The 15254-nt window shown below is 41.9% G+C and carries 10 protein-coding genes; 2 read left to right on the forward strand and 8 right to left on the reverse strand.

Annotated features, from left to right (window positions below; all coding sequences use genetic code 11):
• Positions 1-220 precede the first annotated feature (220 nt).
• The gene (locus tag P2A85_RS05135; protein WP_377477902.1) at positions 221-601 is read left to right on the forward strand and encodes a response regulator; all 381 of its coding nucleotides are present in this window, start codon (positions 221-223) and stop codon (positions 599-601) included.
• A gap of 3 nt (positions 602-604) precedes the next feature.
• On the opposite strand, the gene cheB is transcribed toward P2A85_RS05135, so the two are convergent.
• Both cheB and P2A85_RS05145 read right to left on the reverse strand, forming a co-directional pair.
• The gene (cheB, locus tag P2A85_RS05140; protein ID WP_377477903.1) at positions 605-1693 is read right to left on the reverse strand and encodes a chemotaxis-specific protein-glutamate methyltransferase CheB; all 1089 of its coding nucleotides are present in this window, start codon (positions 1691-1693) and stop codon (positions 605-607) included.
• A gap of 212 nt (positions 1694-1905) precedes the next feature.
• Entirely contained in the window at positions 1906-4410 is a 2505-nt protein-coding gene (locus P2A85_RS05145; RefSeq protein ID WP_377477904.1) for a response regulator, read from the reverse strand.
• Positions 4411-4439: 29 nt separating this feature from the next.
• On the opposite strand from P2A85_RS05145, the gene P2A85_RS05150 reads away from it, so the two are divergent.
• Positions 4440-4583 carry a hypothetical protein gene (locus P2A85_RS05150; protein WP_377477906.1) on the forward strand — a complete coding sequence of 48 codons (144 nt, stop codon included), beginning with the start codon at positions 4440-4442 and terminating at the stop codon, positions 4581-4583.
• Between the two features lie 7 nt (positions 4584-4590).
• Here P2A85_RS05150 and P2A85_RS05155 read toward each other — a convergent pair whose 3' ends face one another.
• From P2A85_RS05155 to P2A85_RS05180, 6 genes are all read right to left on the reverse strand, one after another.
• A complete protein-coding gene (locus P2A85_RS05155; RefSeq protein ID WP_377477907.1) occupies positions 4591-6300 on the reverse strand; it encodes a methyl-accepting chemotaxis protein in 1710 nt (569 codons plus the stop codon).
• Between the two features lie 234 nt (positions 6301-6534).
• Positions 6535-8334: a methyl-accepting chemotaxis protein gene (locus P2A85_RS05160; protein WP_377477908.1), complete on the reverse strand. Its 1800-nt coding sequence runs from the start codon at positions 8332-8334 to the stop codon at positions 6535-6537.
• 119 nt (positions 8335-8453) lie between these two features.
• Complete coding sequence (locus P2A85_RS05165; RefSeq protein ID WP_377477910.1) at positions 8454-9914, reverse strand: methyl-accepting chemotaxis protein; 1461 nt, start codon at positions 9912-9914, stop codon at positions 8454-8456.
• 354 nt (positions 9915-10268) lie between these two features.
• On the reverse strand, positions 10269-11399 hold the full coding sequence (locus P2A85_RS05170) for a chemotaxis protein CheW (RefSeq protein ID WP_377477911.1): 1131 nt from the start codon (positions 11397-11399) through the stop codon (positions 10269-10271).
• Between the two features lie 115 nt (positions 11400-11514).
• Positions 11515-13179, reverse strand: coding sequence for a CheR family methyltransferase (locus tag P2A85_RS05175; RefSeq protein ID WP_377477912.1), 1665 nt, complete (start codon positions 13177-13179; stop codon positions 11515-11517).
• Between the two features lie 290 nt (positions 13180-13469).
• The gene (locus P2A85_RS05180) at positions 13470-15242 is read right to left on the reverse strand and encodes a R3H domain-containing nucleic acid-binding protein (RefSeq protein ID WP_377481318.1); all 1773 of its coding nucleotides are present in this window, start codon (positions 15240-15242) and stop codon (positions 13470-13472) included.
• Positions 15243-15254: the final 12 nt, after the last annotated feature.

Consider the following 15254-nt stretch of genomic DNA (forward strand, 5'->3'; position numbering starts at 1 on the left):
TGGCAGTGAAGGCGAGTCAGTCGCACAAGGTGGATGAATGCTCCCAAGCCACATTATTGGCGCATCCGACGCGCCAGTAGCGGTAACAGCTCACAAGTAATCGGGATAGCAAAGCATTTACAGTTAGTCCCTCTGGGGAAAACTCAAAAATGAAACAGTGAAATTATGTTGCATACTTCTTGAAAGAAGTATAAATAGATTATAGATTGGGGAGAAGAATATGTCTGCAAGTAGCAGCTTACCAACTATTCTGGCTGTTGATGATAGCGCGGTAATGCAAGGATTGGTCAAACAGGCTTTAAGCAAAGAGTTTCGGGTGCTGGTGACTGACAATGCAGTGGATGCTTTGTCAACTATTTATCACGAACAAGTTGCAGTTTTGCTACTGGATGTTTCAATGCCCGGTATTGACGGATTGGAACTGTGCCGCACCGTGCGCAGTTTACCTCAGTTTCATAACTTGCCCATCGTCATGTTGACAGGGCGAGATGGAGCTTTTGATAAGGTACAGGGGCGCTTGGCTGGAGCAACGGAGTATTTAACTAAGCCCTTTGATGCTGATATGTTACGCGAGGTAATTCATAAATTTATCAACCAATAAGTTCTAAATTTTTAATTTAGCCAACAGGAAAGGAGCGATGGCACTAATGGGCAGAATCTGTTGGACAGCACCTAGGACGATCGCCTCCTTGGGCATCCCGAAGACAACAGAGGTAGCTTCGTCTTGGGCTATTGTCAAACCACCAACTTTGGCGATCGCCAACATTCCGTCAGCACCATCTCTGCCCATACCTGTCAGCAACACCGCAGCAGCAGCGCGACTATAAAAATTAGCTACAGACTTAAATGTCACCGTTACAGAAGGGCAGTGTCCCCCGACAGGAGCAGCTTCTGAATAAACAAATCGCCCTTTAGAGTCCAATTCTAAATGAACTTTTTCCGGTGAAAAATAAATATTCCCCGCCAGCGGCAATTCCCCAAAAGCAGCTATCTTAACAGGTAGTTTCGATTCATAGCCCAGCCAATCAACTAATCCTTGCAAAAAACCTTCACTAATGTGCTGGATACAAATTATAGGCACGGGGAAATTAGCCGGCAGCTTAGAAATAATCGCGTGCAATGCCTGTGGGCCGCCTGTCGAAGCCCCTATCGCCAATAGTTTAATAGTGGGAGATTTGACATTTTCTGGGGAAAATTGGTAAGGAGAAACTGGTAATTGGTTAATTTTTTGGGGATTTTTGTTAACATATTCGGTGGGCACGAACTTTTGATGCCGTGTAAATACTTTCACTCCTGAAAGGATTTTAATTTTAGCGACTAATTGATTAGCAAGGCGATCGTAATCTGAGGCAGAGCCACCCATCGGTTTGGGAAAAACATCCAATGCACCTGCTTTTAACAGTTGAAATACATTCTGAGTATCATCTGCTTGCACGGAAGCACTGATGACTAAAATTGGTAGAGGATATTTCTTCATTACTTCTTGGGTGAATTCTAACCCGTTCATGGGTGCCATATTTAAATCTGTACAGATGACTTGTGGCTGAAGTTTTGGGATTAATTCTAGTGCTTCTAATCCGTTGCAAGCTGTACCGACAACTTTGATTTCCGGTGAGGAATCAAAAATTCGTTTGAGGATAATTGTCACTACTGGAGAATCTTCAACTAACAATACTTTAATAGGCGATAACATCAGTTTTTAGGAGAATGGGGAATTAATTGGGCCTAGGGCGTTGACTGTTGACTGTTGACTGTTGACTAATAACTAATGACTGTTAACTGTTAACTAATGACTAATAACTAATAACTAATGACTGTTAACTGTTAACTGTTGACTAATGACTAATAATTAATGACTGTTGACTGTTGACTGTTGACTACTAACTAATGACTAATGACTAATGACTAAACTAACCTTTTTAAAGTCTCTACCAACACATCTTGATTAAAAGTACCTTTAGGAATATAAGCATTGGCCCCGGCATCAGCACCTCTCTTTCTATCTTCATCCGAAGCCAAAGAAGTCACTAAAATTATCGGCAAATCACTGTATTTTTGTTGCTGACGAATCTTAACAGTCAGTCCCAAACCATCCAAATTTGGCATTTGCACATCAGAAATCACCGCATCAAAATCGCGAGTTTTTAATTTATTGAACGCATCCAATCCATCTACCGCCGTCACCACTTCATAACCGGCACTTTCCAGGATGCGTTTTTCTTGAGTGCGGGTGGCGATCGAGTCTTCTGCTAAAAGTATAACTTGTTTTCGGCTGGCAGTCTCCATGGGCGATCGCAAACCAGCAATAGTACGCGACAAAACTTGCTTGCGTACCGATTTTATCAAATCCTGGGGATTCAGTACCATACAAACTTCCCCGTTACCAAGAATTGTTGCACCGGAAACATTTCGCACCCTTTTTAGTAATTTACTTTGAGGTTTAATCACCACATCCTGTTCGTCTATCAAAGCATCTACAAATAATCCCAATCTTTCCTCCCCTATCTTTAAAATAATACAAGGAATTTTTCCCGAATGTGAACCCATAAAGTCCTTGGGAGTATGGGGGTAAATTTCGGGTTCATTTTCCTCTTTACCTGCGCGATTTCTTTGCATCCAGCTTAGATTATTTAATTCCAGTAAATCTCTCAGATGAGCCACTGACAGAGGCTGACCTTTTAAAAGTATAGTTTCCCTACCTTCCATAGCAAAAATATCAGAAGTAGAAACTAATTGTGCTGTTTCTACAAACTCTAGTGGCAGAGCATAAGCAATATCTTCAACTACTACAATCAATACATTCGCTGTAGCTAAAGACGTACTTAGTTGCAATCTAAAAGTGCATCCTTTTCCCGGCAATGAATCCACTTGAATACTACCTTTCAAGGCTTCAACATTAGTCCGTACTACATCTAAACCAACCCCACGTCCCGATACTTCAGTCACAAATGTTCTGGTCGAAAAACCAGGAGCAAAAATCAAAGATTGCACTTGACTTGTGGTCATAACTGCCAGTTGTTCTAAGGTACAAATATTACGTTTGATTGCCGTTTGTTTAATACGCTCAAGATTTAGTCCTCGACCATCATCAGCCACTTCAATAATCACGTTACTGGCTATAGAATAACCTTTTATACGGAGAGTTGCCACAGGAGGTTTGCCAACTTTTTTGCGTTCTGCAACAGTTTCAATTCCGTGGTCGATCGAATTCCGAATCATGTGCATCAAAGGGTCTTTCATTTCCTCTAAAATGCGTTTGTCTGCTGTTGTTTCGCCTCCTTCAATCACTAAGGCAACTTCTTTACCTTCCCGTTTCGCTAACTCTTTTACAGTTCGATAAAATAAATTAAAAATAGTAGACAAAGGCAGCAGTCTGAGAGTGCGAATTCCTGATTCTAGTTCCTCTGCAATTATTTCCAGCCTCGCCGTATCTTCATACACTAAATTTTTCAAACGGTTGACTAAAATGCCAAGACGTTCTAAACGTTCTTGTGTACGTTGACAGTAATTCTGCAATTGGATAAATTTATCGTTTTCTTTCAGGCCGTTTTCATCTATTTGTATTTGATGAAAAGTCAAGCTAGTGACAAAATATTCTCGACTCCACTCTTCCCACAAAGTCGTAATTTGTTCGATATCTCCCACTCGGTGTCCCAGTCTAGTTTTGGTGACAGTAAGTTCCCCAGCTTGAGTCATTAAATCATCTAAATTTTTGGTAGCAACGCGAATAGTTTCTATACGATAAGATGAGGTAGATAATGTAGTAACAGGGGATGGGTAATCCGAAGCATTTGATGCAGAAGGGGTAGGCAAGTTTTGAGCTTGCAGGAGCAATTCTTGCTCGGATTGTATAGGTAAAAAAGAATAATTATTTTGTAAAGTAAAGACTTCTGAAGTTTCATCAATACTTGTTTCTGGTTCTGCGCTAAGATGCTCACTAACTAACCCTTCTACCAAGGGGTTTTCTGGTTCTGATAATTTTGAAGATGATGGCTCTACTATGGGGCTAGTAACTTGTGGTTGTGGTTGACTAGAAGCACCCATCATGCTAGCGAGGATGTAAAATGTATTAACTCCCGAATCTTCACCAGTTACGGCTTCGTCAACTAGCTTGCGGATGGCTTCTAAACCTTGGGAAAGTTTATCGCTAATATCTGAAGTTAGTTGAGTTTCTCCGCGCTTGACACCTCCCAAAATATGTTCCATTTGATGAGCTAAAGATGCCACACTTTTTACTCCTAGCATCCCCGCATCACCCTTGAGAGAATGGGTTTCTCTCAGCAATTCTTCTAATTTAGCGGCATCCCCTGGGTGTTCTTCCAAATAAAGCAATCCGTCATCGAGTTTCTGCAAGTGTTCTTCACTAGCAATTTTAAATACATCTCGGAGTTCTTCATCTTCAATTATCATAGCTATTTTTAAGAATTGGGAATTGGGAATTGGGAATTGGGAATGGGGAATGGGGAATGGGGAATGGGGAATGGGGAATGGGGAATGGGGAATGGGGAATTGGGAATGGGGAATTGGGAGTTGGGAATTGGGAATGGGGAATTGGGAATTGGGAGTTGGGAATTTACAACTGACTATTGACTACACTACAGACTTGAGATTTAATGCAGTTTCATTAAGTTTTTGAGTCCCCATTTTGACTTGATTAATCCCAGTTACTGTTTGAGATGCTGCTTGATTGAGAGCATTCATGGTATCACCTACTTGCTGAATCGCGATCGCCTGCTGTTTAATATTAAAAGAAATTTGCTGGTTGCTCGTAAACACGAGATTGCAAGCTTCCCTGACACCCGTAAAAGCTTCTGCGGTATCTCGTGCTGTTTTCACCCCTGCTGCTGCGGTTTTTTTGCCATCTTCCGTGGCTTTCACCGTCGAGGCGATCGCGCTCTTAATTTCTGGAATAATACCATTAATCTTTTGTGCTGCTTGTTGACTTTCATCAGCTAACTTACGAATTTCGCTGGCTACCACTGCAAAACCTTTACCGTACTCGCCGGCTCTGACTGCTTCGACGGCGGCGTTGAGAGCTAAAATATTTGTTTGGCTAGCTAAATCGCTCACCAAACTTGCTAAACTAGAAATATTTCCAATCTGACTTGTACTGTCATCGAGTCGATGATTGTGTTGAGAAATTGCCACCACAGCTTCTCTAAGATGTAGCATTTGATCGAGAGTTTGCTCTACCATTTCCGTACCTTGTTCGACGAGATTTAAAGCTTGGCGAGCAGCAGTCGCAACCGCCTCAGCTTGCTCCACTGTTTGGTAAGAAGATATGGCCAACTTTTCTAAAGTTGTAGTGCTTTCTTTCACTGAGACAAATTGCCGACCAACTATTTGTTCTTGTTGATTCATATTAGATACTATTTGTAGGGAAAATGAAGATATTTGGTATACCAATCCCTGAATTAATTTCACGAGTCTTTGTAGTATTAACAGTCCTAACGACAGCACAGTACCTAGGGATAATATAGTAACTAGCGTTCCTATTATTTTGAACCATAAAATAGAATCAAATAGGGAACTTTTGTCTACCTGATGGACAATTACAAAAAATCTTTGCTTGTTGTCTTTGATGGGAAATATTGTATAATAACTAACTACTCTATCGCTGAGTTCGACATTGCCTTGACCCCCGGAAAGTATTTGATTAACTATATCTTCTGAATAATCTTTGTGCAAATTCTCATCGGTTTTTATTTCCGAACCCCATTCTTTGTCAGGATTTGAATGGTGGATATAGTAACCATCTTGATTTAACATAAAAACTTGGTCTGAACCTTGATGATTGAGTTCTTTAGCAATATCAATCAGACTTTGACCCAGAGCATTAGCAATCAAAATGCCTTTTCTTTGTCCTTTGGTATCAAAAATTGGAGTAGCGTAGCGAATTGTTGGTTTGTAAGGAATTTCTATTTGACCGTATTCCTGATTGAGATTAAATTGGGAGACATATATTTCTCCTGGTTTTAGTTTCATAGTTAAATAAAAGTAATCTCTGCCTGCTTGATTTTGTAATTGATTATCGGGAATAATTTTAAGATTTTTACCATCAGAATCTACACGAACAAGTTCGTTACCTTTTTCGTCTATGTAACGCAATTTCATATAATATGGCTTGACTTCCATCAGTGATGAAAAGATGATTTCCATTCTATCGATCCAATTTTGATAAGTTGAATTACTTTCTCTGTCTACTCCATTGCCCTCCCTCGCTCTAATCATACCCTGAATCGGGGGAGATTTGCCGATAAATAAAATATCAGAACTAAAATTTTCTAATTTATTAATCATTTGATTACCGCTAGATTTAACACTTTCATCAAGACTTAATAATGCTAAAGATTTAAGGGCGAATGTCGAGGAATAAACCCCATAAAAACCCACAATAAATACGGGAATTAAGGTACTTAAAGTTAAGAGTATTAGCAGTCGGTACTGGAGTTTTATGAAGAGCTTTTTAATCATTAGTAATGGGGATGTGAAAGGGCTAATTTGTAGGAAATGACTGGTGAATGTTGACTATAATTAGACTGATGATTTGAGATTTTGGGCTGCTTTATTAAGCTGTTCGATTCCGAGTTTGACTTGAGAAATGCCGGTGGCATTTTCTTGGGCGGCTAGGTTGAGAGAATTAACGGCATGAACTACATCCTGAATGGCGATCGCCTGGTCTTTGGCAGTAAAAGAAATTTGTTGACTATTCAAAACAATGCGATCGATCGCCTGTGCTACACCAGCAAATGCGTCGGCAGTCTTTCGGGCAATTTTTACTCCACTATCCACGGTTTTTGCTCCATCATCCGTCACCATGGTTGTGGAACTAATCGATGTCTGGATGTCGGCAACTAAAGCATTAATTTTGCTCGCAGATTCCTTGCTTAAATCTGCCAATTGCCGAATTTCTGTAGCAACAACTGCAAATCCTTTGCCACTTTCGCCAGCCCTCCAGGCTTCGATGGCAGCATTAATCGCTAACATATTTGTTTGATTGGCTAAATCGCTAACTAAACTAGAGATATTACCAATGCGACTCGTTTGCTCGCTCAAAAGTAAAATTTGGTTTTCAATTGCTGCAACATTTTGTTTCAAAATTGCCATTTCTTTGAGGGTATTCTCTACTGCTTGACTACCTCCGGTGGTGAGCGCGAGAGCTTGTTTGGCTCCCAGAGCAGCGGCTTCTGCTTGGGAAGCACAAGCCCTGCTTGATTCACCCAATTCATCCATTGTACTAACAGTGCGCTCCACAGCATATAGTTGTTGACTAGCGATACGTTCTTGTTGTTCGATGGTGACAGCAATCTGTGAGGAAGAATAGGCGATCGTCCGCACAATTTTATTTACGGATTTTGTGGTTCGACTAGCGACAAAAGTTGCCATGGCGCTGACAACAGCAGCAGTTAGTCCAACTCCTGCTATCAGAGCAAATAGCAATTTTTTTTGCGGAGCAAATACGTTGTCTGTATCGTTGGCAATCAGGACACTCCAACCCAATTTCGGCATATTGTTTGATTTTTCAATTTCAATAGGAGCATAGGTCAGCAGTTGTTGTCCTCCGCGAATCTTATCGGTATCGATGAGACTGTTGATTTTATTGGTCGCCTGCATTGTCGCAAAAACACTATAGTCTGAACGTGCCTCTCTGCCCAGATGTTCGATTTCTGTAGCAGAAAAAAACTTGCCATTGCCATCAATTAAATGATACTCATCTGCTTCTAGTCCTTCGGAGTCTCTGATTAATTTTTCTTTGTTTTCCTGAAAAGCCTGTTCTAAATATGTTATGGGCGTGCGGGTTCTCAGAATTGCGATAGTTTTTCCCGTATTAATTTCGACTATAGGAGCCGCAGCAAAAATAGAGTATTTGCCAGTGATAAATGATTCTCTCGGTTGCACTACTGTCGGAAGATTAGTTTTAAATACTTCCTGAAAATAATCCCGTTTACCCAAATCTATAATTGGCTCTCCGCTGGATTGTAAAATAGTATTTCCCTGAAGATCGGCGATGGCAATGCTGTCGTAACCTTCCCCTTGTTTTACATATTTATCTAACAGAGCTTGTTTTTGGCTATTGGAAGTAGTTTCGCTGACTCTGGGATCGTTCAGTATACTTAAATGAGCTAGCTCCTGAACATCTAAGTACCTTTCAAAAACCAAATTACTGACATCATGGGCTATGGCCACGGCTCGCGATTCTTGATATTTAACTACATAATTATTTAGGTTCTGATTGGCAAAGAAGAAAGTTATTGCTCCCGTTAAGATAGCTGGCAGTGTACCGAGGGCGAGAGCAAATGCAATCGCTTTAATTCTTAAGGATATATTTGGCATTTTTTTGAGGGTTCATAATTAACAAAGATTCAAGACTTAACACAGGGTGACGGTGGGGTAATGGTTTGAGTTCTTGGGAATCACATAATTAGGTTATTAGTTCATAAATTAGAAATATCTTACACAACTGCTTTTAAGTCTAAGGCTGCTTCATTCAATTTTTGGGTACCGATTTTAGTTTGACTGATGCCACAAGCTGTTTGGGCTGCGGCTTGATTGAGGGAGTTCATGGCTTGCACCACCTGTTCGATCGCGATCGCTTGTTGTTTGGCATTCAATGAAATCTGCTGAGAACTCAAGACGACATTATTAATTGCATTGACAACTCCGCCAAATGCAGCGGCGGTTTCTGAGGCAATATTCACGCCAAATTCTACTGTTTTAGTCCCTTCTTCTGTGACCATTACTGTTGAATTAATCGCTCTTTGAATATCTGCAACTAATAGATTAATTTGGGCTGCTGATTTTTTACTGCGCTCGGCCAGTTTGCGAATTTCTGAGGCCACAACACCAAACCCCTTGCCATTGTCCCCCGCCCGCACGGCTTCCACGGCGGCATTGAGTGCTAACATATTAGTCTGATTAGCCAAATCGCTAACTAAAGTTGAAATATTACCAATGCGATCGGTTTGTTCGCTCAATTGCATAATTTGTCCTTGCATATCTTCAACTTTGGTTTTGAGAGTTCCCATGGCTTCTAAAGTTTGTGCTACAGCTTTTGTGCCACCTCCCGCTAAATTTAAAGCTTGCATTGCTTGCATCGCTGCTGTTTCTACCTGCTGTGCTGTCGCCCTGGAAGACGCGCCCAGTTCGTCCATTGTAGTCGTAGTTTGATTGACTGAAACTGCTTGTTGACTGGCCATCCGTTCCTGTTCTTCGATGGTGGCTGCAATCTGGCTGGAAGAAGTGACGATGGAGCTAATTGCGCGATCGATAGTTCGGGCAATTCCTGACGAAATTAGCCAAGCTATCACCCCACCTAACAGGACTAAAAACCCACAACTAACTACCAATACCGATATTAAAAATATCAAAGAGTCCTTCGTTTTTTTTGTCTCTTGTTTAATCAAGTCGGATTCTAATTCACGAAATTGTCTATGCATTTCGACAAATTCATTCACAAGTTTTGTGTGTCTTCCTGTATTAAATATTGCGAGGGCTTCACTTTTTTTATTGGCTTGCAATAAATCAACTATTTCGTTAGAGTTCTTATAATATTCGTTGCTGAGACTTAGCATCTTCTGTAGACGAGTTTTCTGTTGAGGGTTTTTAATGATCGGTTCCACATTATTAGCAGACTGACGAGCCAATTCTGCACCTGTTTTAAAATCATTTAAAAACCTGGGATTTTGATTGATTAAATATCCCCGTAATCCGCGTATCATTTGCTCATTTCCTGCGGAAATATTGTTGGTTAGTCCGATGACATTTTCTATTCTTTCTACTTCTTGAAAACTATTTAATACCTGAGTGGTGGTTTGATAAACTAGGATGGGTAAACCTAAGTAGATAGCTGCGGGCGCTAAATAGGCGATCAGCATTTTATTTCTAATATTTATTTTTTTTAAGATAGCAAACATATTTTTCTCCGGGATTTAACAGCACTTAGGGGGAGTGTCCATGGCGAATGGCGAATGGCGAATTGTTAGTGGTTACTTGTTAGTGACTTTTCTCATAGCCAATTACCAATTACCCTTCGACCCTTCGACCCTTTGACCCTTCGACCCAACGACTGCGTTTATCCTGCCCTTCGACCCTTCGACCCTTCGACTCCGCTCAGGGCACCGCTCCGCTCAGGAACCGCGTAGTCGAAGGGCTCAGGGCGACGCTTCGCGGTTCAGTCAGCGGAGTCGAAGGGCAGGGCGACGCCAATTACCAATTACCAATGCTCGATTGTACCTCCTATGAGAGATCGAAAGGCTATATTTTTTGATTCAAACCTCTTCATCAACAATGACTCCTCCTTTTGTGAGGAGTTTTTCCAAATTCAGAATCGCCATCATTTTTCCTCCGTAAAGAGCTGTACCTCGTAGATATTCGCGGTTAGCTGAATGCAGTGCCGCGGGAACAGTTGCAATTTCTGAGACTCTTAAATATACAATATCTAAGATTTCGTCTACAACTATACCAGTCACTAAATCTGCTACTTGCACAACGATCGCCTGAGATTGATAATTTGTGGCACTCGGCATATTTAAAGAAATATTTAAAACATTGCGAATATCCAGTATGGTTAAAATTTCTCCCCGTAAATTCATATTGCCAATTATGCGATCGGGAGTGCAAGGAATTGGGGTTAGTTGGCGAATTTCAGTAAATTCACGGACTACATCTAGGTCCATACCAAAGTATTCACCATTCAAAGTAAACACGGCTACGGATATATTAATTGCGGCAGAATGGTCCCCCTCGCCTTGCCGCCTCAAATTGTCAGCCCGCGATTTAAAAATTGCTCTTTCTTCCGGCGTAGCTTGGGGGCAAAAAATCTGATGCTTGCTTAAAAATTTCGCATTTTCACTCAACAATTTGGCTTTGAGATACCAGGGTAGATTTTCAGTTTCTGTCTCTGGTGCTGTTTCTTCACCATCTGCATCGCTGACAGTAATAGGTAAGCTTTCTTCTGTTTTTTCAGCAGAATATCGAATTAGGCGATCGAGATTGAGTAGCATGATAATATCAGGTTCGCAGCGGGCAAATCCAGCGACAAAATGATGGGAGGCGACGCCTTCGTCTCGCCCATAAGATAGCTGGGGAGTGGTGGTATGTTCTGAGATTTCTTTAACTTCGCGAACTTGATTGACAATGATACCGACTTTCCATTCTTGCCACTCTATGACGATCGCACTATCTGTCACAGTATACTCCTGCCAAACGTATCCAAAACGGAGATTCAGATCCATCACAGGCAGAATTTCACCCCGAAGGTCGATCGCCCCAACAATATCTTGAGGCGCTTCTGCAATGGGCGTCAACTCCGGCAGAAAGAAAATTTCTTGAACGCAGCAGGCTTCTACAGCGTAGAGAAAACCGTTCTGTTCAAAAATAAGATATGGTTTAGTTTCCATATTGAACTATTTGCGACAAAGGTATAGGGCACAGCGAAGGAGAGAGATCGAGCATTATACATATTCCAGGGGACTAGATATTAGAGAAAGACTGGTTTATAGAGAAACCCAGTTGTTAGCTACCAGTGCATAAATTTTGTTGGCTGTATAATCTTAACATTTTTTTTTTAAGTTCTAACAAAACTTGGCTCGCCGTCATTTTACCCTGCTGCTCGATCGGAGTATTGGGCGGTAATTTTCCGAGAATTTCACAGGATGAATTATACATTTTCATGGCTCTTGTTATCTGGCCTTCTTTATGGTATATATTGCCCAGATCTAAATAAGCTGAAATAAAAGATGGACAGAGATAAATTATCCTCTTAAGAAACTGCTTAGCTGTTTCTAATTTTCCCTGTTCTTCGGCAATTTGAGCTTGTAAATAATAGGGAAACACCGACATTGCATCAACTTTACTAGCTCGTTGGCAGTGTTCGATCGCCTGAGAATACTTACCTAAATTTGCATAAATTTGAGCCAATAAATAGTCTGCCTCAAAATTATAAGGCTGCATTTTTAGAGATTGTTTTGCTTGAGAAATTGCTGCTACGTAAGCTTTATTTTTAAAGTTGGTCTTAGCTTCTTCAATTAATGTTGCAGAAGTTTTTTCCTGGGGTTGATTCAATTCTTGATTTGGTGCTTTTTCAGCTTTTTTTTCGGTTAACTCTCCCACTAAATAGCGATTTCTCAGCATTTTTCCCAGGGGACTAGATTCTGTTAACAGGGGAGTGAGTTCTGAAAAAGGCCTCTGAGAAAAACTAGCTGATTTCGTTGCTCGTCCCAGGAAATTGCGATCGTCAACGACTCCGGAATTTTCGGATTTTTCCATGGACGACTTGAGTTGCTGTAAGTTCCAATATTCATTTTGAGAGCCTTCCCCCAGTAATTGATCTCGACGCTGATAAACAATGGACTCCGGGAAAACCTTGGGTAGAAACTCGTTCATAATTTGACCGTGCACTTCAGCGTGGCCGGTCATTAAATATCCTCCCGGTCTCAGAGTCTTGGCAAATTTTTTCAGTACCAGTGAAATATACTGATGCTCAAAATAAACAAAAACGTTTCTACACACAATTAAATCAAAATTATAAATATTTTTGTAAATATTAGGAAATTCATCGGCGATTAAATTTACACAGCTAAAATTTACACTTTGGCGCAATTCTCGACTTATTTCCCATTCAATTTGTCGCTGATTAAAATACTGTTTTTGTACTTGGGGGTCAACCAAGCGAAACGACCAAGGGCTGTATACTCCCTGTTGGGCTTTTTCGATTACTTTTTCATTTATATCAGTCCCTAAAATTAATATTTTCCATTGAGGCCAATCGCTAATCAATTGTTTTAACAAAATAGCTAAAGAATAAGGCTCTTCACCAGTGGAACATCCCGCGCTCCAGAGTCGGAGTGTCGGCACAATTCCCAAGGTATTTTGCAAGTTTCTTTTTTGCTCTATTAATTCAGGTAAAATCACTTTTTTCAATAAATCAAATTGTCCCCGATCGCGCATAAAATAACTTTCTACCGTTGTCAAAAGCAATACTAATTCGCGCCATTCCTTTTGACTATCAAAGCTTTTCTCATTTAATAATTGATAATATTTTTCGGGTTCTTGTATTTTTAATACTTGCATTCTGTCCACAATTTTTTGACACAAATTAGGTCGATCTTGGGACCGAATTTGTAAGCCAATTTGAGAACTAATTAATTGAATAAATAGTTGAATTAGTGAATCATTCATATTAAATATGTAGATTTATTCTAAAATTTGTGTGAATTAGTGATGCTTATTTGTTAGTTGTTATTTTTTATGGGTATTGTAGCCGATCGCCCTGAAAAAAGCTATACCGAGAACATCATATCAGAAAATTGTGTCCTGGAGGCATTGTAATATAAATTTAGGCTGCACCGGACAGAATTACCTTATGTGTGCGTCCAGGACTAAAATAGTCACTAATCCAAGGCAAAAGGCAGAAAACAGAAAAAATTCTGCCTTCTGCCTTTTGCGTGCAACCGCCTCAATCCCCAACTTTAAGCTGGATAGATCCGCAGGCGACGATTCGGTTCTTCACCAAAACTGTCGGATTTTAGGTGATAGTGTTCCACAAGTTCATGCTGCATTTTGCGAACATTAGGAGAACGGGGTAAGAGCTCCACAGGCTGTCCCTTGGGAATCACAATTTGCTCCACAGCTAAGCGGGTTTCTTCGAGAGCTTCGAGTTCGTCAGAAGAACCACTGCGGGCAAATAAGCTGAGGTCAGCGATTTCCGGGGTGGCGGGGTCCTCCATGTCCAACAAGCGTCGCAAAGCTCTCGCTACGTGAGGCAGAGTGCTAGCCTTAATGGTGTGCAGAGGAACTTGGCGAGTTTTTGCCAAATGACGCAGTTTCGACTGGTTGCGCACATTAGAGCGCAAAGCTAAAACCACGTCAGCAGTGTCAATATCCTTAGTCAACACCACCTGCAGATTCAAAGTCGAAATTACCTGTTCGAGGTGATGACGAGCTATGCCATAAGGATAAACGTGGAGTGGCAAATCTTCCCCATTGGGCCCGACATTCTGAGAAAAGCGTCCGGGCCGGGCGACTGGTTCCACTGACAAGGACTCTTCCAGCAGTTGCTCAAAATATCTAGTTTCCGACACTGGGGCACTGTTAGCAGGGAATTTGTCAACGGGAGGGGGCATGGGTACCATTTTCCCAGCACTGCGCCACCCGGATAGTGGGGTGACGGGCCGGATTGCCGATACCGAAGCCGACGATGACGACGCAGTACCTGAGTTCCCCGGAAACCGGCCGGGAGGAGTGCCTGCTTCGTGAGCGATGATGACTTCTCCAGTCTCGCTGATGCTTCTGATTTGTTGGTTCGGTTGTTTTCCCCGTAGTAGGGTGTCTATGGCATCTGCAACTTGCTCGTGTACCACCCACTTCTGGCGTTCGAGCATTTCGATGGCAATGGCAAAGGTTGGGGGTGCTTTGCGTTCCAAAACCGTCTTTTGAGAACCGCGACGTCTAGCCTCGTCATCTCCCAGCGTCACCGCTTGAATGCCACCAATTAAATCAGCTAGAGTCGGGTTTTTCATCAAGTTTTCGATCCGGTTCCCGTGGGCGGTACCGACTAACTGCACGCCCCTTTCCGCGATGGTTCGGGCGGCCAAAGCTTCCAATTCTGTGCCGATTTCGTCAATCACGATCACTTCTGGCATATGGTTTTCCACTGCTTCGATCATGACTTGGTGTTGGAGTTCGGGACGGGAAACTTGCATTCTACGAGCTCTGCCGATCGCTGGGTGAGGAATATCTCCATCTCCGGCAATTTCATTGGAGGTATCAATAATCACCACTCGTTTTTCCAAATCATCAGCTAACACGCGGGCAATTTCCCGCAGCGCCGTTGTTTTGCCGACTCCGGGGCGGCCGAGCATCAGAATCGATTGGCCGGTTTCCACCAAATCCCGGATAATCTTGATCGTCCCAAACACAGCACGGCCAACCCTCAAAGTCAAGCCAATAATCTCACCACTGCGGTTGCGAAGGGCGCTGATCCGGTGCAGGGTTTGCTCGATGCCGGCTCGGTTGTCCCCACCGAAATGACCGACTCGCTCAATGCAGTAATTCAGGTCTGCCTTGGAAATCGGCTTCTGGGAAAGGTGTTCGGCCTTGGATGGAAAACGAGCTTCGGGAAGGCGCCCCAAATCCATCACAATCTCGATGAGATTGTTACGCTGCGGGTGCTGTTCTAGGGGTTGCCGGATGTCATCTGGCACGATGTCGAGTAATTTATTGAGGTCGTCTGTAATCTGCATTCGCCGTCCATC

Origin of the sequence: Microcoleus anatoxicus, from assembly GCF_042465725.1 — a bacterium.
Lineage (GTDB): Bacteria > Cyanobacteriota > Cyanobacteriia > Cyanobacteriales > Microcoleaceae > Microcoleus > Microcoleus anatoxicus.

Bases quoted from the DNA above. Each gene is read 5' to 3' on its own strand.
- P2A85_RS05135 (WP_377477902.1), top strand. From the start codon at position 221: ATGTCTGCAAGTAGCAGCTTACCAACTATTCTGGCTGTTGATGATAGC.
- cheB (WP_377477903.1), bottom strand. From the start codon at position 1,693: ATGTTATCGCCTATTAAAGTATTGTTAGTTGAAGATTCTCCAGTAGTG.
- P2A85_RS05145 (WP_377477904.1), bottom strand. From the start codon at position 4,410: ATGATAATTGAAGATGAAGAACTCCGAGATGTATTTAAAATTGCTAGT.
- P2A85_RS05155 (WP_377477907.1), bottom strand. From the start codon at position 6,300: ATGATTAATAAATTAGAAAATTTTAGTTCTGATATTTTATTTATCGGC.
- P2A85_RS05160 (WP_377477908.1), bottom strand. From the start codon at position 8,334: ATGCCAAATATATCCTTAAGAATTAAAGCGATTGCATTTGCTCTCGCC.
- P2A85_RS05165 (WP_377477910.1), bottom strand. From the start codon at position 9,914: ATGTTTGCTATCTTAAAAAAAATAAATATTAGAAATAAAATGCTGATC.
- P2A85_RS05170 (WP_377477911.1), bottom strand. From the start codon at position 11,399: ATGGAAACTAAACCATATCTTATTTTTGAACAGAACGGTTTTCTCTAC.
- P2A85_RS05175 (WP_377477912.1), bottom strand. From the start codon at position 13,179: ATGAATGATTCACTAATTCAACTATTTATTCAATTAATTAGTTCTCAA.
- P2A85_RS05180 (WP_377481318.1), bottom strand. From the start codon at position 15,242: ATGCAGATTACAGACGACCTCAATAAATTACTCGACATCGTGCCAGAT.